This window comes from Endobacterium cereale (genome assembly GCF_009617585.1).
In the GTDB taxonomy this organism is placed as follows: domain Bacteria; phylum Pseudomonadota; class Alphaproteobacteria; order Rhizobiales; family Rhizobiaceae; genus Neorhizobium; species Neorhizobium cereale.
The window spans coordinates 22,722-40,042 of record NZ_WIXI01000044.1 but is presented as its reverse complement, the minus strand read 5'-3'; the positions used below and the strand labels follow the sequence as shown (position 1 = coordinate 40,042).

Sequence of the window (17,321 nt, the reverse complement as noted above, 5' to 3'; positions counted from 1 at the left end):
GGAACTCCGTCAGGACAGATTCGGGTATTGGCCACCTTGTTAGCCTGCCCTTGCCTGACCGAAGCTTGCGGCGGCGTTTAGCCAGAATTGCCAAGAACCGGCCAGAAACTGTCGCGCACCACCAGTTCAGGGATCACGCGTTCCTGGAATGGCGGCGCATCGGGATTGTCGATCCGTCGCTGCAACAGTTCCACGGCGCGATCGGCCATCACGATAGGATCCTGCCGAAACGTGGTCAGCCTGAAACTCAGCCAGGCCGCTTCCGGCACATCGTCGAAGCCGATGACGGCCACGTCTTCCGGCACCCGCAAGCCGCGCTCCTTGCGCAGATGATCGATCACGCCAAAGGCGATCAGATCGTTGGTGCAGAATACCGCATCCGGGTAATCGTTACCGGCGAACAGTTTTCGTCCAGCAGCCAGCCCGGTCATATAATCCGACTCCTGTCCGCCCTCGGCAACCGAGGTGCGACAGCCCGCAGCCTGCGCCGCCGTCACGAAAGCCGTCTCGCGCTCGCGAATTGCCGGCGTACCGGACGAAGATGTGGCGACCGCCAGATATCTGCGCCCCGCACCAGCAAACGCTTCCGCGGCATCGGTGGAAGCCTCGGCATTGCCGGCGCGCACATGGTCGGCATCGGTTTCCGAGCGGCCGATCATCACCAGCGGCTGGCCATTGCGCTGCGCTTCCTCGAAGAATGCCGCCGGTGGCGAACCGGACAGCACGATCGTTGCCTCGGCCCTATGCCCGATCAGCATTTTCTGGGCAGCCAGCAGTTCGGCTTCCGTCTGCCCGGTATTGATGAGGATAGGAATACTGCCGCGCCGGATCAGCGCCTTGGCCAGCGCCGCCGTCAGATGCGCACGAAAACCGAGTTCCGGTTTCATCGCCACGATGCCGACCAGACGGCTCTGGTTGTTGAGGACGCCGCGCGCCAGATCGTTGACGTGGTAACCGAGCGACTTTGCCGCTGCCAGCACCTTTTCCCGGGTGGCGGGCGCAACGCTCGCCCCCTTGGTGAAGGTACGCGACACGGCCGAGCGGGAAACCCCCGCCAGTTCCGCCACCTGCTGCGCACTGACAAAGCGCATGCGCGAATTCTGTTTGGCGTCTTCGGTCATGGCAACCTCATTGTCCGACGCGCGACAGCACGTCGGCTTTCAAAAAGCGCTCCACCACCAGCATGAATACCAGCGAGGGCACGAGAAGCAGAAGGGCAGTGATGGAAGCGATCTGGTAATTGCCACCGGAAGCGGTGGTGTAGAGAAGCAGCGGCAGCATGTTGACGTCAGGCGCGCCGACGAAAAAGCTGCCGGTGAATTCATCAAGGCTTTCGAGGAACACGAAGATGGCGCTCGCCATCAGGCCGGGGGCGGCCAGCGGCAGGGTCACGTCGCGAAATGTGCGTAGCGGCCCTGCGCCGATATTGCGCGCCGCTTGCTCTAGTTCCGGGTCGATGGCTGAAAAGGCGGCGGTGGCGATCCAGACGGCATAAACGAGGCCGTGCGATACATGCACCAGCACCACGCCGGGGATCGTGCCGTTGAGGCCGATCTCGTAAAAGATGCGCGCGATGTTGACGTAGACCGTCAGGTTCGGAAACGCCTGCGGGATCAGGAAGGCAAGCAGGATGACGCCCCGCAACGGCAGCTTCAGTCGTGCCAGCGCATAACCGGCAGGGATCGCCAAGGCCAAAGCCACGGCCACGGTCAGCAGCGCCACGACCAGCGAGTTACCGAGCGATTCCAGCGCTCCGCCACGTGGCGCGAACACTTTTTCCCAGGAGCTGAAACCGTATTCGAGCGGGAACGTGTGCGGAAAATACCATTTTTCCGTGACGGTCCAGAGCAGCATGTTGAACAGCGGGCCGAAGATGAAGAAGGCCAGCAGTCCAAATATGATGCCACGCGGCACCCACCAGAGGGCGGACAGATTGTTGCGCAAGGCGGTCATGTCCGCTCCTTCAGGCTGATGCGGAGATAGATCCAGGCGACCGACGAGGCGAGCACCAGCGAGATCAACCCGAGCGCGTTGGCGACGCCGTAATCGCCATAGGCATTGACGCGGAAAGCGATGTCGGCGGTCAGCATGGTCGGCGTCTGGGCGTTGATCATCAACGGCACCGACAGAACCGACATCATGGTGACGAAGGAGAGGATCAGGCCGACGGTCAGCGTCACCGCCACTTGCGGTACGATGATTTCGAACAGCACCCGCAATTTGGAGGCGCCGAGATTGCGCGCCGCCTCTATGGTATCGCGGTTGAGCGAAGCCATCGCACCGGCCACCAGCAACGCCACGAACGGCGTCTGCTTCCACACGAAGGCGAACACGATGCCGCGCCAGTCGAGAAAGCTCACCGTATCGAGCGGCGTCATCAGCCCGAGGCTGACGGCGGTGTTGTTCATCATGCCGTTCTTGGACAGGAACGTGCGCATCAACTGCCCGACGACGATGAAGGGAATGAACATCGGCCAGCGATAAAGGAAGCGAAGGATGGAGACGGCAACCGGATTGTTGCCGAGCGTCAGGTATCCACCGATGGCGATCGAGGCGAGGCCGATCAGCGCAGTCGACAGCGAAACGATAACGACGGTGAAGATGATGTCCTTCGTGTAGAGATCGAAGGTTTTGGTGAAATTGCCCCAGCCGAACGAACCGTCCACCTGAAATGCGCCGACAGCCGACATGATCAGCGGCAGGATGAACAGCAGCGCGATCACGGCGAGAGCGGGAAGGACGAGGAATAGACCGAGGAGACGTCTGGACATGGGTTTGCTCGCTGGAGCCTGAATGTTCTGCTGGACGGTTGGCCGATGTGCTTGAAGCTTGCCCCTCACCCGGAGAGCAGATTTCCGGCTCTCCCTCTCCCCGCAAATGGGGAGAGGGAACGTGCCCCCTCATGGTCGCGCGAAGACCGAGAGGCAGGCGGATGAGGGGCAAAGCCGAAGCCGTAACGACCGTTACTTCACCGACTTCTCGTAAGCCTCGAGGATCGCCGAGTTATAAGGCGCGATCGGGAAAGGCTTGCCCTTTTCGGCAAGGTCCGCCGGCGAGATGTCGACGAACAGCTTGTTCCAGGTGGCGTCGTCGAGTTCGGCCTTGACCTTGTCGGCGTCGATGCCCGGATACCAGTTGAAGCGCTTGACGATACCTTCGGCCTGTACCTTCGGGCTGGTGGCAAGTGCCACGAACTTTTCGGCCAGTTCCTTCTGGGCTGTCTTTTCAGGGATGACGTAATGCATCGGCTGGCCCGGCATGCCCGGAGCCGGCAGAACCAGCTTCATGGTCGGCGGCAGCTGGCCGCTGGCCTGCCACGAATAGAACATGTCGACCCAGACCGGACCCATGGCGATTTCACCGCGCGACAGAAGGTCGAGCGTGCCGGCATTGCCCGGCGTCAGCGTCGCATTGGTGGTGAAGTCTGCAAGGCTCTTGAAGGCGCCGTCCCACTTCTTGGTATCATCGGGGTTGAACGGGCCGTTCATCAGCGTGTTGGCGTCGGTATCGCCAAAGGCGTAGATCCAGCCCATGACGAAGGACACGCCGGAAGCGCCGCCCTTGATGCCGTTATAACCGAACTGTTTTGGATGCGCCTTGGCCCAGTCGGCCAGTTCCTTGTAGGACTTTGGCGGGTTCGGAACGAGGTCCGGATTGTAGGCGATCGCCGTCTGGCTGTTGAACATCGGCATGACGTAACCGTCGACATTGGTACCGAGCGCCATCTTGGCATTGCCGCGAGTGACCAGCTTGCCGGTGTCGATGTCGCCGCGATATTTGTCGAGGTAGTTCTTGGTGACCATCGGGCCGACGAACTTTTCGTGGACGACGGCAACGTCGACATCCCACTTTTCAGACTTGGCAGCGGCCTGCGCATCAAAGCGCTCCAGCAGCTTCTGCGAGCCGCTGTCGCCAGGGCCGGTGCCGATGGCGCGCACCGTGTTGCCCGGATAGGTCTTTTCAAACAACGGGCCAAGATACTGGTTGATGTAATCGACCATGTTCTGGTCGCCGGCGGTGGCAACCGTAAGTTCGGCCGCCTTGACGGGGAAGGCAGCGAGCGTGACGGCGATGGCAGCGTAGGAAAATCTCTTCATGGTTCTCTCCAGAGATTGAAGTCGGATCAGAGAAAAGTCAGGCTGGAATTTTCACCGCCTCCGGCAGCAAACCGGGACGGGAAACAGGTGCGCCCGAAGGCGTATTGAACAGGAACAGCGTCTCGGCCGGCACGAAGACGGCAACCGGCTGACCGGGCGTAAAAGCACGGTCGGCATCGGCCATGATCTCGCGACCGCCGACCTTGACCGCATGGCGCCAATGGCCGCCGGGATAGGAAACGGACATCACTTCACCGAAGAAGCGCACACCGGGCTGGCTGGCGGCCGCGTCGATATCCGTCAGCCGTGCCGCTTCCGGCCGAAACCGCGCCTCTACGGCACCGCTTTCGAGAGCGCGTCCGGCAACCGGCACCGAACCGCCCTCGCCCGCAGCGCCCGGCTGCAAGACAAAAATTTCGCCGTCGCGAACACCGTCGAGTTCGAGCAGATTTTCCGCCCCCATGAAGGCGGCAACGAAAGAGGATGCCGGCCGGTTATAAACCTCTTCCGGCGAACCCTGCTGGGCAATGCGGCCGCCATCGAGAATGACGATCCGGTCAGCCATTACCATCGCTTCTTCGCGATCGTGGGTGACGTGGACAGCGGTAATCCCAAGCCGTTTCTGCAAGGCCCGCAACTCATGGCGAACGCTCAGGCGGATGCGTGCATCAAGGTTCGACAGCGGCTCATCGAGCAGAAGGATTTCAGGATCGATAGCGAGCGCCCGCCCGAGCGCCACACGCTGCCGCTGACCACCGGAGAGGTTTGCAGGCTTGCGTTCCTCAAGACCGGCAAGACCGAGCATGGCCGCCATCTCCAAAACACGTCGCGTAATCTCTTCGCGAGAAATACCGCGCAGCTTGAGGCCATAACCGATATTCTGCGCCACCGTCATATGCGGCCACAGCGCGTAGGACTGGAAAACCAGCGCCATGCCGCGCTTGTCCGGCTGATGACGAGTGATGTCGCGACCATCCACAGTGACCTGCCCGTCGGACGGCTCGATGAAACCGGCGATGACTCGCAGAAGCGTAGTCTTGCCACAGCCGGAAGAGCCCAGCAGCGCTACAAACTCACCCTTGCCGATCGAAAGATCGATGTCCTTCAGGACCCGCGTCTGGCCATACCGGCTGGCCACGCCACGCAGTTGAAGAAACCCGTCACCACTCATATTTGCCCCCGTTGCACAGGCGTGCAATCGCTATGAGAGCTTCTTTAGAGTGCGATTTTTACAAGCGGATGACACTGGCTCGGGATAGAGCGCGGCCTGGGCCTTAAGAAGACGCCGGAGTGAATGGAGACAGCCGATAATTCGGCGTGATCAGCGATTTTCCGGCCATCGGCACTGATGCAGAAGGGCAACATCGCACCTACATAACCCGTCAGAAATGGGGGGAGCGGGAACCGCGATCAGGGGATCGTCGTTTTTCGCTTACCTATAAGGAGTTTTTCGCATGCGCATTGTATTCGTGATCATGGTCGCATCAGTCTTAGGCATTCTCGGCCTGAAATATGCCGACAACACGCTCGGCAGCGATATCGTCGCAACCCCGGAGCAAATGGCTGGCGTCGACAACTAGCCTGAAGCAAAACTCCCTTACAAAAAAAGGCCGCAGCGGTTTGTCGCACGGCCTTTGTTTTATTCGTCCGTCATAAGTCTCGTCACCGAAATCAAACTGCGGCGAATGGTCGGGACACCCTCGTGTTTAACCCGAGGGTGAGCATGACGGCGGAGAGATCTCCTTCCCTGCCAAAACTATCCGATCGACATCAGGCTGGCATTGCCGCCCGCCGCTGCCGTGTTCGTGGAGATCGACACCTCTTCCAGCAGCCAGTTGAGGCAATAGGCTTCGGGATCGGCGATCAGTGTTTCCGTGGTTGCCGACTGCACCAGAACCAGCGGCCCCGGCATCTCGGCAATCCTCTTGTTCAGCATTTTGAGCCGCTCGCCATCGCCTTCCACCAGCGCACCAGCATACGGTCCCTGCCCGGCCCAGTCCTTCGCCCAGGTCACACGCGCCGCGACCGAGACCGGCAGCTTGGCAAGCGCGCCACGCAGACCGCTTTCCTCGTCGATGACAACCGTATTGCCAGTCGCAAGGGCCGCGCCCAGTTGCCAGAACAGACCACCCTTTGTTTGCGGCAGCAGCAGAATGCGGCCACGCGGATGCAGGGCGTAAAGATTGCGCTCGCCCACCGGTCCCGGCATCTCCTGGGTAAGCCCCAGTGCCGACGTGCTCGCCAGTGTGCGCACCACTTCGGCGGCATCGCCCTCGCTGCTTTCATCGAGGAACCTTGCGAAATCGGCGGTCACCTCGTCGCGGTGGACAGAACTCAACTGCGGCGGCTCCGGCTGGACACTCAGCAGACGGCCGAGATAAAGCGGTCCGCCCGCCTTCGGCCCCGTGCCGGACAGCCCTCGCCCGCCAAACGGCTGCACCCCGACCACGGCGCCGATGACGTTGCGGTTGACGTAGAGATTGCCTGCCTTCACGCGGCTCGTCACATGCGCGATGGTTTCATCTAGACGCGTGTGCAGGCCAAAGGTCAGGCCGTAACCGGTGCCGTTGATCTGGTCGATCAGCTTGTCGAGATCGGCGCGGCGATAGCGGATGACGTGCAGGACAGGGCCAAACACCTCTTTGCTGAGATCCGCCAGCGACGGCAGTTCGATGATGGTTGGCGCGACGAACGTGCCGAAGGAGGTCGCATTACCAAGTTCGATCTGCTCCACCTTGCGACCAAGCGTGCGCATCGCCTCGATATGGGCCTCGATATTACCCTTGGCTTCCGCCGTGATGACCGGGCCGATATCGGCTGAGAGTCTGTCGGTCCTACCGATTTTCAGCTCGTGCAGCGCGCCCTTGAGCATCGCGAGAATACGGTCGGCGACATCTTCCTGCAGGCACAGAACCCTGAGCGCCGAGCAACGCTGACCGGCGCTGTCGAAGGCCGAGGCGATGACGTCGGCCACCACCTGTTCGGCCAAAGCGGACGAATCGACGATCATGGCGTTCTGGCCACCGGTCTCGGCGATCAGCGGGATCGGCCGGCCGGAGGCGGACACACGATCTGCCAACTGCTTCTGGATCAACCGCGCCACTTCCGTCGAGCCGGTGAACATCACGCCCGCCACTTCCGGCGAACCGACAAGTGCTGCACCGATCCGTCCGTCACCGGGCAGGAATTGCAGCGCCTCAAGCGGAATGCCAGCTTCGCGCAGGATGCGCACACCCTCGGCGGCGATCAGCGGCGTTTCTTCCGCAGGCTTTGCCAGAACCGGATTGCCGGCAACGAGAGCCGCTGCCACCTGACCGGTGAAGATCGCCAGCGGAAAATTCCACGGGCTGATGCAGACGATCGGCCCGAGCGGTGTATGCGAAGGTCCGAGCGTGCGGCGGGTCTGTTGCGCGTAATAACGCAGGAAATCGATCGCCTCGCGCACCTCGGCAATAGCATTAGGCATGGATTTGCCGGCCTCGCGCATGACGAGACCGAGCAGACCGGGCATTTCCGCCTGCATCAGGTCGGCGGCACGCTCCAGGCATTCGGCACGCTCGACCGGAGAAACGGCAGCCCAGCTTGCGGCAGAGGCGCTCGCGCGAGCGACGGCATTGCGCGCCTCGTCCTCGGTCGCCTCCGTGACAGTACCGACCGTATCGCGATGATCGCCCGGATTGCGCACCGGCTGCGGCGAACCGGAAGGTTCGGCACCGAACAACTGCGGAACGGCACGCCATTCCATGGCGGCACCCTGCTTCACCGAAGCCGAAACGGATGCCAGCACATCCTCGTTGGAAAGGTCGATGCCGGCTGAGTTTTTGCGTGCAGCACCAAAAAGGTCCTCCGGCAGCGCGATCCGGTCATGACCAGCGCCCGGCTCGACCATGGCCTTCACCACATCCACCGGATCGGCAATCAGGTCATCGACCGATACAAGCGGATCACCGATACGATTGACGAAGGAGGAGTTTGCGCCGTTTTCGAGAAGGCGGCGGACCAGATAGGCAAGCAGCGTTTCATGCGTGCCCACCGGCGCATAAATGCGGGCCGGACGTCCGAGTTTCTTTGCGCCGACCACCTCTTCGTAAAGCGGTTCGCCCATGCCATGCAGGCACTGGAATTCGTATTTTCCGACCTGAAAATCGGAACCGGCGAGATGGTAGATCGTCGCCAGCGACTGCGCGTTATGGGTGGCGAATTGCGGAAAGACGTGATCCGTCGCCGCCAAAAGCTTCTTGGCGCAGGCGATATAGGAAACGTCCGTGTGCACCTTGCGGGTAAACACCGGAAAACCATTCAGACCATCGACCTGCGCGCGCTTGATCTCGGCATCCCAATAGGCGCCCTTGACGAGACGCACCATGATGCGGTGTTTTGACCGCCGCGCCAGATCGATGATGAAATCGAGTACAAAGGGGCAGCGCTTGCCATAGGCCTGCACCACGAAACCGATCCCGTCCCAACCGGCCAGATCCGGGTCGAGGCAGAGCCCCTCCAGCAGGTCCAGCGAAAGCTCCAGACGGTCGGCCTCCTCGGCATCGATATTGAGGCCGATATTGTAGGATTTGGCGATCGCCGCCAGCGCCGTCACTTTTGGCAGCAGCTCATCCATCACGCGCGCGGCCTGTGCGCGAACATAACGCGGATGCAACGCCGACAGCTTGATCGAGATGCCCGGACCTTCATAGATGCCGCGCCCGGCCGAAGCCTTGCCGATTGCATGGATGGCCGTCTCGTAATCGCGGTAATAGCGCTGCGCATCCGCAGCCGTGGTCGCAGCCTCGCCCAGCATGTCGTAGGAATAGGCAAAGCCCTTCTCTTCCATGACCTTCGAGCGTTTCAGCGCCTCGGCAATAGTTTCGCCAGTCACGAACTGCTCGCCCATCATGCGCATCGCCATGTCGACGCCACGGCGGATCACCGGTTCGCCGCAGCGGGCGATCAGACGGGTCAATGCTGCGGAAAGCGAGCGGTCGTTGACGGTGGCGGTGAGCTTGCCGGTGACGACAAGGCCCCAGGTGGCGGCATTGACGAACAGCGAACGCCCGCCGCCCACATGCGATTTCCAGTCGCCATCGGAAATTTTGTCACGGATCAGCGCGTCGCGCGTCGCCGTGTCAGGGATACGCAGCAGCGCTTCCGCCAGACACATCAGCGCCACACCTTCCTGGCTCGACAGCGAATATTCCTGCACCAACCCTTCGACACCGGAACCGCGATGTTTGGCCCGAAGCGATGTGATCAGTTTGCGCGCAGTGTTTTTTGCCTTGGCGCTCAGCTCTTCCGAAAGGGTTGCAGCTTCCAGAAGCGAGGCCACGCATTCCACCTCTGGGCGGCGATAAGCGGCGGTGATGGCAGCGCGCAGCGGCGTCTTTTCACTGACCGGCGGCGCAAAATCCTCGAAAACCGGCTGGAACGGCAGATCCATCTGCTGTGTCGAGATCGGGGCTGGCTCTGCCGGCTGTTCCACTCTGTCTGCCATTGCGATGTCCTCATCTGGGCTGCGGCATCACGCGTGCCGCTTTCCTGCTGAATATCATCTTCTCAAATCACCATGCGGACTTGAATAGGGTCAGTTTCTGGTGTTTTTCTCTTTTATCAGGCCAATTGGAAGTCAAAACACATGGCAAAAGCCACGATCGCTAGTGAACTCGACGCTTTCGACCGCAAGATCGTCGATGCTCTGGCCGATGACGGCCGCATGTCGATCACCGATCTCTCCGAAAAGGTCGGCCTTTCCAAGACCCCCTGCCAGATCCGTCTCAAGCGTCTCGTCGACGAAGGTTATATCACAGGCTTCCGCGCCACGCTCAATCCGCAGAAATTCGGGCTGGATCATATCGCCTTCACCGAGGTCAAACTCTCCGACACCCGCGAAAAGGCGCTGGACGAGTTCAACACGGCGGTGAAGAAACTGCGGGAAGTGGAGGAATGCCACATGATCGCAGGTTCCTTCGATTACCTGCTAAAGGTGCGCACCGCGGACATCCGCCGTTACCGCATCATACTCGGCGAAAAGATATCGGCCCTGCCCCATGTCGCCAGCACCTCGACATTCGTGGTCATGCAGTCGGTCAAGGATAAGGGTTTCTGATCCCGATGCGAAAAGACCGCCATCCGGTCAGGATGACGGTCTCCTTGCACATTCTGATCCCTTAAGCGCCGTCAGAAGATCGCGCTACCGGCCATCAGCGCCAGCACGAGGAAGATCAGGAAGATCACCAGCGCGATGTAGAACAGCAGCTTGGCGATACCGGCAGTGGCTGCCGAAACTCCCGAAAACCCGAGAAAACCGGAGATAAGGGAGATGACGAGGAAGATGAGAGCCCATTTCAGCATGGATTTCGTCCTTAGTGTTCAATGGCATGACAACGGATAGCCACCCGTTGCGGTTCCATCGTCGCTCCGTTCGGACGAAGAAAAATCATCAAAAATCTGCGCAACGTCGCCGCCATGGCAAAGTGCGCCGCACACAGCTGTCGGCCGCGTTCCAGACCCTGATCTCGCATGGATCACGACTGTCCCACGCAGCCACACTTACCACCGGTAAACCATAGATGTGTGCCAGACTTGATCATCCCGCCAACGGACAACATAATGATCTCCTAATATAAAAGAGATCGGCGATCCGAGGGATGAAAACGATAGACAACAGCACCCATACCATCGCGAAACCGCCGCTTTCTCCTCCCGACATTTCGCTTGTCGAGCGCGCCTTTCTTCGCTCGCTCGATATGCTTCACCTGTCTACTCGCGACCCTGAAGCTGTTCGGCTGGCCGCTTTGGCGATCCATCTGTTCCAGACCGGGCTGCATGACGAGGATTTTCTGCGTCGCGCTCTTCTTGAAGCCGGCGAGCAGCGTGACGATCGTTGAGATCAGCACTGCCGGCCGCCTCCCCCATCGCGTGTCCGACCACAAAAGATGACGTTATAGGTGAATTTACAATGGATAGTAGCAAAAACACCCTCGCACAAGCTTGATACATTAGAGATACTGAAAGCGCGAATCTGTCTTACGAGGGATGTGAGCGACTGCAATTCGATGATCCGATCGAACGGGACGGTCAGGTTACGAGACGGCAGAACACCTTCCCTCACCGAAAGCACGGGACGCAAAGGCATCATTCCAAACTCGGATGCCGGATTGAACACGGGGGCATGCCCTTCGGCAAACGACAGCAAACGACCGGCGTATCCCTTCGCCGGTCGCCATGATCCGCGCATGATGCGCGTGATGGAGGGTGAATGTTCGGACGGCTCTGGGGAAGGCCGACTGCTCTTGTATTGCTTGGATGTTGGACTTTGACTTCCTGTACAACCCCGAACGCACCTGAAAGCGCGGCGACGGGACAAAACAATGACATGGGCTCCGTCCAGCGCGGAGCCCTGAAGCCTTTATCGCCTAAGGACGCAGCGCTGCGATCACAGCAGAGCCCGTCTTCGGCCATATCGGGGCAACAGGCAGCGGCCTATGCTGCACCGCTTTCCATCAAGAAGGGATCGCTGGAAGAAGCGGTGCTGCGTGCCGTTTCCTGGCATCCAGCGATCACGGCTTCCGCCGGCCGCGTCAACCAGAGTGCGCAGGAAATCAACGTCGCGCGCGCGGGCTATTATCCGAAAGTCCAGGGCGGTCTCAACTCGGGTTACGGCAACGGCTCCGATGGCGGCTTCCGCCCTCGCGCCACCCTGCAGGTCTCGCAGATGGTCTATGATTTCGGCAAGGTGTCCAATTCCGTCGCAGCCGAAAAGGCAGCCGAAGAGGTCAGCCGCGCCGAGATGCTGGAAAACATCGACACGGTCGTGCGAGACACGACCTACGCCGTCATCGAGGTGCAGCGTTACCGCGCCATGATGACCGTTGCCAGTGACCAGCTGGCCGGCGTGGGCTCGATCGCCAAACTCGTGACCCAGCGTACAGACAGCGGCGCCAGCACCAAATCCGACAAGATTCAGGCCGAAGCGCGCGTTCAGGCTGCGCAAAGCCAGATTCTGGAAGTATCGGCCAGCCTCAGCCGCTGGGAAAGCACGTTGTCGGCGCTTGCCGGCGTCAGCGGCCGCGTGGCCCTCACATCCGGTCGCTCACAGACGCTTTCCAACGCCTGTGACGTGCTGGAACCGGATTGGCAGCAGGTGCCCGGCCTACTACAGGCCGAAGCAGGCAAGCGCGAAGCGGCGGCCAAACTGGCGCTCAGCCGCTCTGAAATCTTCCCCACACTGCAATTGCAGGCCGACGGCAGTTATGACATCGCCGGCTCCACCAACTATTCGCGCGTCGACAATCCAGATTTCACCGTCGGTTTCAATCTCGTCGGCAATCTTTATGAAGGTGGCGCAAGTGCCGCCCGCCGCGATGCCGCCGATTACGCCTTGAAGGCGGCGGAAGCCTCGGCCCAGGCGGCAAGGTTCGAAGCCGGCCGCAGTCTCAACGAGGCGCGCGGTCAGGTGACGGGGCTGAAACAGCTTCTGACATCGCTCGCTTCGCGCAACGGCATGATGATCGAGACCCGAGATCTCTATCGGGAGCAATATGTGCAGCTCGGCACCCGCACCCTGCTCGATCTTCTCAATGCCGAGCAGGAGCTGCATGCCGCCCGTTTCGATGCGGTCAATACCGAGCATGACCTCAGAAAGCTCGATGCCGATTGCCTGTTCAATTCGGGCTTGGCGCGCAAGGCTTTCCGCCTCAACGGAACCGTGGTGCGCGGAGTGAGCCTGTGACAAGCTTGCGCATCCGCCTCAACAGACAGCCGAATAGCATTCGGCTGAGGGGAGCGAGAACGATGCGCTGAAAAATGCCATCGGCGGCACGTTTCCCGATCGTGCCGGGCATGGTGGCAACGCTCGATATTCATATCGGCGCCAAGACGGTGGCCGATTGCCTGGTCAATACGTTCGGCACGCCTAGCAAAGCTTATGCGAGCGGTGATCCGGCCGCACGCAGCCAGTTTACCAGTTCATGCATGCCGGTGCTGTGCGACCCTTTGAACAGCACCAGATCGCTTTCCTGCAGATCGCGCAGAAGCGCAGTCTTCATTTCCTCCACCGAAGAGGTAAGGCCACCCTGCTTTTCGGGGGGAAGCGACGCCCATAACGGCCGATAAAGAGTACCGGCAAGATAGACCCTGTCGATCGGCGCCAGCAGCGATGCAAGTTCGGTATGATAGGTTTCCGTATCCGGCCCGAGTTCCGCCATTTCGGACAGGACAGCAACACGCCTGCCACCAGCCGCACTTCCAGACAGTCGCTCCAGCCCCGCCCGCATGGAGCCGGGATTGGCATTATAGGCGTCGTCGATCACATCGATACGCCGGCCATCCAGCAGAAGCGAGAATTCCTGCCCCCGCCCCGGCAGCGGCTGAAAGCCGGCAAGGCGGTTGATCGCTGGATCGGGTGCGTAGCCAAGCGCCGTCACCGCGGCAAGCACGCCAAGCGCGTTTTCTCCCATGTGCCGGCCAGCCGCAGCCAGCCGGAAAGACAGCCGGCGCTCGCCAACGCGTGCCGTAACTCGATTTTCCGCTGCAAGGTAATGAACCATCTGCACATCGCAGTCTTCCGACGTACCGTAATGAACGACAGTCAATCGCCGCCTGACGGCCTCGTCGTACACGGTCTGCCATTCCAGCATGTCCCGGTTGATGACGGCAATGCCGCCTGCCTCCATGCCGGCAAAGATCGCCGCCTTGGTCCTGGCGATATCGGTGATCGTCTTGCCCTCGGCAAGATGTGCCGGCTGGATATTTGCCACCATGGCGAGATGCGGCCGTGCCAGCCGTGAACTCGTGCCCATTTTTCCGATTGCCAGTTCCAGAACCACATGCTCGGCATTGAACGGCATGGACGCAAGGTTCCACGCGACCCCGTGCGGCAGATTGGCGTTGTGATCGGTCACGCCGGTTTCGCCATAGGCACCCAGCGCGTGCGCGAGCATGGCGACGGTCGTCGTCTTGCCGACACTGCCCGTCACTGCCAGAATCTTCGCGCGCATTCGTTTGCGGGCATAGGCCCCGAGCGCGAAAACGGCGGAACCAGTATCGGCGACATCGAGAACCGGCACGCCTCTGGCAGTCTCCATATCGAACTGTTGCGCGCGACGGCTGGTAATGATCGCCGCAGGTCGGATTGGCATGCGGGTGAGCGCCACCGGCGTCATGCCCTTCACATCGCCCTCGAAACGCACCACGGCCATGTAATCTTCACGCATGGCCGGCGCATGCGTGCACAGCCCCTTTGCCATCCAGTCGTCCGCAGGCGGTGCACGCCATCGTCCGCCAGTCGCCTCCGCCACCGTTGCCGCCGTCCAGACGCGTGTCCCCGTCGCGCTCGCGCGCCGGCCATACCTGACGACGAGGTCATGAAACGCCTCCCCACCCGCGAGATGTCTCAGATAGGCGACATAGCCGGAAAGATAATGCTCCACATCATCGATGCGCACGCGAAAGGCCTGATGACGGATGAAGAAGGAACCAGCGATACGGGCTGGATTGCGGAAAAACATCGCCATCTCGGGCCAGAAGAACCCGTTGAGCAGATGGCGTGCCCGCGCCTCCAGCGCCCGCTCGAATTTCCCAAGATCGATACTGCCGAACAGATGATGAAGGTCTGGCATGGCCTGCAGGCGCATCAGCATGTCGCGCGCCGCCATCATCATCTCCAGAAGCGTGGGGAACGTGGTGATGCGATCGGTGACAAAATCGAGATAACCGGCAACGTTCTGCAGGCCGAAACGGAAATAGCGCTCTTCCGGCCGGTAGCGTGTCAGTTCGTTGACGCAATAACCCAGCCAGTGATCGTGATGGCGCCAGTGTTCCTCGCGAATGAAATACTGGAAAGCCCGCTCCACGATGGCAAGCCAGCGAGGATCGCGCGTCAATCCGTAAAGCCGCATCAGCCCGAAGGCTGCCTCGCCATCGTAATAGATCGTCCGAAACGCCTGCTTCATTCGCAGATCAGGAAAATCCAGCACATGCACAAAGCCGCCGGACGCCTCGTCCTGCATGCTGGAAATACCGACCGCCAGCTTTTCCATCAGGCCGAGATATCGGCTGTCACCAGTCACTTCGTTATGTTTCACCAGCGCCAGAATGGCCACTGCATTGCCGCCTAGCTTGATCTCGCCACCGGCGTCGACAAGAAAGGCTGCGTCCCTTCCATCGGCCAAGGTCACACTGCGGATCAATTGCCCGGTCAGATGCACAAGCGAGCGCTCTATCGCCACCTTCAGCGCCGCGTCACGCGTCACCTCGAAAGCCTCGATCATCGCGTAGGTCGTACTGGCGTGACGGAGCGTGTTGTAAGCGGAAATCTGCCGATCGAAACAGGGATGATAACCGTAAACGAAACGGCCATCTCCTCCGACTTGCCGTGCAAGATAGTCCGAACCGGAACGGACCATCGTCATCACGGTCTGCGTATCCAGCGTCCTGATCAACCGCCGGCCGGCTTCCAGTCCGCGACCATGCAGGGCGACAACCTCCTGTCCCTCGCAGAAGACGGCAGAGGTGCTAAATACCAGGACCGCGGCATCGTCGGCGAAAGGTGGCAAGACATGTCCGAAACGCCGCTGTGCGTAAATGGCCAGATTGCCGGCATTGAACTGCGCATTGGCAACCGTATTGCCTGCATAAAGAATGGCGTTGGCATTCAATTCCTGCTCCAGCAGCGCGTGACGGAAGTCACGATCGAAGGCGATCCCGAACCGGAAATAATTCCGCTTGGTGTCAGCCAGCGCCGTCCGCAACTTTAACCAGTCGATCTCTTCCGCCGTGTCGATCCAGTCGATCCGCAACCAGCCGCCAGGCTCAATTTCGGAACCGCCCGCCAGATCTCGAATCTGCGCCGCGCCCCGCTGCCACACCGTATCGAAATCATCGCCCACGGCATGCGTAACATGCGCGCGATGTTGACCATCGGTAAAAGAGAAAAACACACAGAATGGTGCAAATGGTTCAGCAACGCCGCGACAGCGGTCCTGCACGACAGGATGGCACAGAGCAAGCATGTCGGAGAGCGTTGCCCCCGCGTCAGGCAAGGGCACTGCAGAGCCTTCCTGCCCCGCCACGACGGTCACATCAGCCGCGCCATGATATCCGGAGCCGGTGTTGGCAACAGTCCAACCATCGGTCGGGCAAAGAGATAGCCCTGCATCAACGCGATGCCTATGGATTGCAGCATGCGTGCCTGCGGCAAGGTTTCCACCCCCTCGGCCACGACGATAATATCCAGACGGCTGCAGGCTTCCGCGAGGCTGGAGATGAGCGTCTGCTGCATCTCACAGGTATCGATGCGGTTGATCAGGCCCATGTCGAACTTCACCACGTCGGGTTTCAGGTCGAGCAATGTCTGGATGCCGTTATAACCGGCGCCGAAATCATCGAGCGCCACCATCATGCCGCGCTTTCGAAACGGAATGATCAGATCACGGATCGCGCGGACATCGCTGGCCTTCTGCTTTTCCGTCAGTTCGAGAATGAGTTGGCGCTCGTGCAACCCAAGTGTACGCGCCGCGCGAATTGTTTCGCAGATGCCAAATTCCTGATCCAGCACCGCCTCGGGGGACACGTTCAGGCTGATACGGGCACCATTGGTGCCCATTTCCCTGACCGCTTCCAGCGCTCGCTGGCGGCATATCGATTCGAACAGATGCCGTTTGGACAGCGGCACCTTGTCGAAGACCGATGCAGCGCCTTCACCGTCACGGCCGCGCGCCAGCGCTTCCTGTGCGAAAACGGTTCCAGTCATCGTGTCGGCGATCGGCTGAAAAGCCATCGCGAACCGCGGAAGTCCCTTGATGATCTCGCTGGACACGCCCACCCGCCGGATACCGGTATCGGGCCGAAGCGGCCGCTGCCCGAAAACGGATGAAAGGTCCGTATTCAGGTGCGTGGGAACACGAAGGGATAAATGTCGAAATCCGGCTTTATCAGGCACTACCGTTTCTCGTTGATAACTTCGTGTGAGGCACATGCGCCGAATAAAAATCAACGCGATGCGAATTTACGAGGTTGATGTAAACACAGCCATAACGTGCAGTCTAGTCCAAAATTGAATAACGTCATGCAAAAGTCGATATTGCCTCATTTAGCGGCATCTAATGCGCCAACATGGTGAACGACAAGTAAAAATCTGCCTGCATTGAAGGCAAAGTAGGCAGTTTGGTCAAAGCAGACTCACTTAAGGCCGCCGAGTCCCCGCGACAGCCGGGAGCGTATTTCCGCGTCAAA

General features: G+C 60.3%; 13 protein-coding genes. 4 read left to right on the top strand and 9 right to left on the bottom strand.

Annotation, left to right across the window (positions count from 1 at the left end; translation table 11 throughout):
* Window positions 1-77 precede the first annotated feature (77 nt).
* The 5 genes from GAO09_RS13950 to GAO09_RS13930 all read right to left on the bottom strand — a co-directional run bounded on the left by GAO09_RS13950 (window position 78) and on the right by GAO09_RS13930 (window position 5,268).
* A complete protein-coding gene (locus GAO09_RS13950; protein WP_235938147.1) occupies window positions 78-1,121 on the bottom strand; it encodes a LacI family DNA-binding transcriptional regulator in 1,044 nt (347 codons plus the stop codon).
* Between the two features lie 7 nt (window positions 1,122-1,128).
* Window positions 1,129-1,953 carry an ABC transporter permease gene (locus GAO09_RS13945; RefSeq protein ID WP_153354624.1) on the bottom strand — a complete coding sequence of 275 codons (825 nt, stop codon included), beginning with the start codon at window positions 1,951-1,953 and terminating at the stop codon, window positions 1,129-1,131.
* Window positions 1,950-2,771 carry an ABC transporter permease gene (locus tag GAO09_RS13940; RefSeq protein WP_153354623.1) on the bottom strand — a complete coding sequence of 274 codons (822 nt, stop codon included), beginning with the start codon at window positions 2,769-2,771 and terminating at the stop codon, window positions 1,950-1,952. The genes GAO09_RS13945 and GAO09_RS13940 overlap by 4 nt, the downstream gene beginning before the upstream one ends.
* 192 nt (window positions 2,772-2,963) lie before the next feature.
* Entirely contained in the window at window positions 2,964-4,097 is a 1,134-nt protein-coding gene (locus tag GAO09_RS13935) for an ABC transporter substrate-binding protein (RefSeq protein WP_153354622.1), read from the bottom strand.
* 37 nt (window positions 4,098-4,134) lie between these two features.
* Window positions 4,135-5,268 (bottom strand): ABC transporter ATP-binding protein, encoded by a 1,134-nt coding sequence (locus GAO09_RS13930; RefSeq protein ID WP_153354621.1) that lies wholly within the window; start codon window positions 5,266-5,268, stop codon window positions 4,135-4,137.
* Between the two features lie 283 nt (window positions 5,269-5,551).
* On the opposite strand from GAO09_RS13930, the gene GAO09_RS30235 reads away from it, so the two are divergent.
* On the top strand, window positions 5,552-5,677 hold the full coding sequence (locus GAO09_RS30235; protein ID WP_274379760.1) for a hypothetical protein: 126 nt from the start codon (window positions 5,552-5,554) through the stop codon (window positions 5,675-5,677).
* A gap of 176 nt (window positions 5,678-5,853) precedes the next feature.
* On the opposite strand, the gene putA is transcribed toward GAO09_RS30235, so the two are convergent.
* Window positions 5,854-9,528 (bottom strand): trifunctional transcriptional regulator/proline dehydrogenase/L-glutamate gamma-semialdehyde dehydrogenase, encoded by a 3,675-nt coding sequence (gene putA, locus GAO09_RS13925; protein WP_153354856.1) that lies wholly within the window; start codon window positions 9,526-9,528, stop codon window positions 5,854-5,856.
* A 195-nt stretch (window positions 9,529-9,723) separates the two neighbouring features.
* Between putA and GAO09_RS13920 the strand changes: the two genes are divergently transcribed.
* A complete protein-coding gene (locus GAO09_RS13920; protein ID WP_153354620.1) occupies window positions 9,724-10,194 on the top strand; it encodes an Lrp/AsnC family transcriptional regulator in 471 nt (156 codons plus the stop codon).
* A gap of 71 nt (window positions 10,195-10,265) precedes the next feature.
* Here GAO09_RS13920 and GAO09_RS13915 read toward each other — a convergent pair whose 3' ends face one another.
* Window positions 10,266-10,439, bottom strand: coding sequence for a DUF1328 domain-containing protein (locus tag GAO09_RS13915; RefSeq protein ID WP_153354619.1), 174 nt, complete (start codon window positions 10,437-10,439; stop codon window positions 10,266-10,268).
* A 296-nt stretch (window positions 10,440-10,735) separates the two neighbouring features.
* Here GAO09_RS13915 and GAO09_RS13910 point away from each other — a divergent pair, with 296 nt between their 5' ends.
* The gene (locus GAO09_RS13910; RefSeq protein WP_153354618.1) at window positions 10,736-10,975 is read left to right on the top strand and encodes a hypothetical protein; all 240 of its coding nucleotides are present in this window, start codon (window positions 10,736-10,738) and stop codon (window positions 10,973-10,975) included.
* Between the two features lie 488 nt (window positions 10,976-11,463).
* Complete coding sequence (locus GAO09_RS13905) at window positions 11,464-12,819, top strand: TolC family protein (protein ID WP_235938144.1); 1,356 nt, start codon at window positions 11,464-11,466, stop codon at window positions 12,817-12,819.
* Between the two features lie 193 nt (window positions 12,820-13,012).
* Here GAO09_RS13905 and GAO09_RS13900 read toward each other — a convergent pair whose 3' ends face one another.
* Both GAO09_RS13900 and GAO09_RS13895 read right to left on the bottom strand, forming a co-directional pair.
* Window positions 13,013-16,135, bottom strand: a complete 3,123-nt coding sequence (locus GAO09_RS13900) for a UDP-N-acetylmuramoyl-tripeptide--D-alanyl-D-alanine ligase (RefSeq protein ID WP_324184679.1) — start codon at window positions 16,133-16,135, stop codon at window positions 13,013-13,015.
* A gap of 29 nt (window positions 16,136-16,164) precedes the next feature.
* A complete protein-coding gene (locus GAO09_RS13895; RefSeq protein ID WP_209018718.1) occupies window positions 16,165-16,905 on the bottom strand; it encodes an EAL domain-containing protein in 741 nt (246 codons plus the stop codon).
* Window positions 16,906-17,321 lie beyond the last annotated feature (416 nt).

Bases quoted from the DNA above. Each gene is read 5' to 3' on its own strand.
- GAO09_RS13950 (WP_235938147.1), bottom strand. From the start codon at position 1,121: ATGACCGAAGACGCCAAACAGAATTCGCGCATGCGCTTTGTCAGTGCG.
- GAO09_RS13945 (WP_153354624.1), bottom strand. From the start codon at position 1,953: ATGACCGCCTTGCGCAACAATCTGTCCGCCCTCTGGTGGGTGCCGCGT.
- GAO09_RS13940 (WP_153354623.1), bottom strand. From the start codon at position 2,771: ATGTCCAGACGTCTCCTCGGTCTATTCCTCGTCCTTCCCGCTCTCGCC.
- GAO09_RS13935 (WP_153354622.1), bottom strand. From the start codon at position 4,097: ATGAAGAGATTTTCCTACGCTGCCATCGCCGTCACGCTCGCTGCCTTC.
- GAO09_RS13930 (WP_153354621.1), bottom strand. From the start codon at position 5,268: ATGAGTGGTGACGGGTTTCTTCAACTGCGTGGCGTGGCCAGCCGGTAT.
- GAO09_RS30235 (WP_274379760.1), top strand. From the start codon at position 5,552: ATGCGCATTGTATTCGTGATCATGGTCGCATCAGTCTTAGGCATTCTC.
- putA (WP_153354856.1), bottom strand. From the start codon at position 9,528: ATGGATCTGCCGTTCCAGCCGGTTTTCGAGGATTTTGCGCCGCCGGTC.
- GAO09_RS13920 (WP_153354620.1), top strand. From the start codon at position 9,724: ATGGCAAAAGCCACGATCGCTAGTGAACTCGACGCTTTCGACCGCAAG.
- GAO09_RS13915 (WP_153354619.1), bottom strand. From the start codon at position 10,439: ATGCTGAAATGGGCTCTCATCTTCCTCGTCATCTCCCTTATCTCCGGT.
- GAO09_RS13910 (WP_153354618.1), top strand. From the start codon at position 10,736: ATGAAAACGATAGACAACAGCACCCATACCATCGCGAAACCGCCGCTT.
- GAO09_RS13905 (WP_235938144.1), top strand. From the start codon at position 11,464: ATGGGCTCCGTCCAGCGCGGAGCCCTGAAGCCTTTATCGCCTAAGGAC.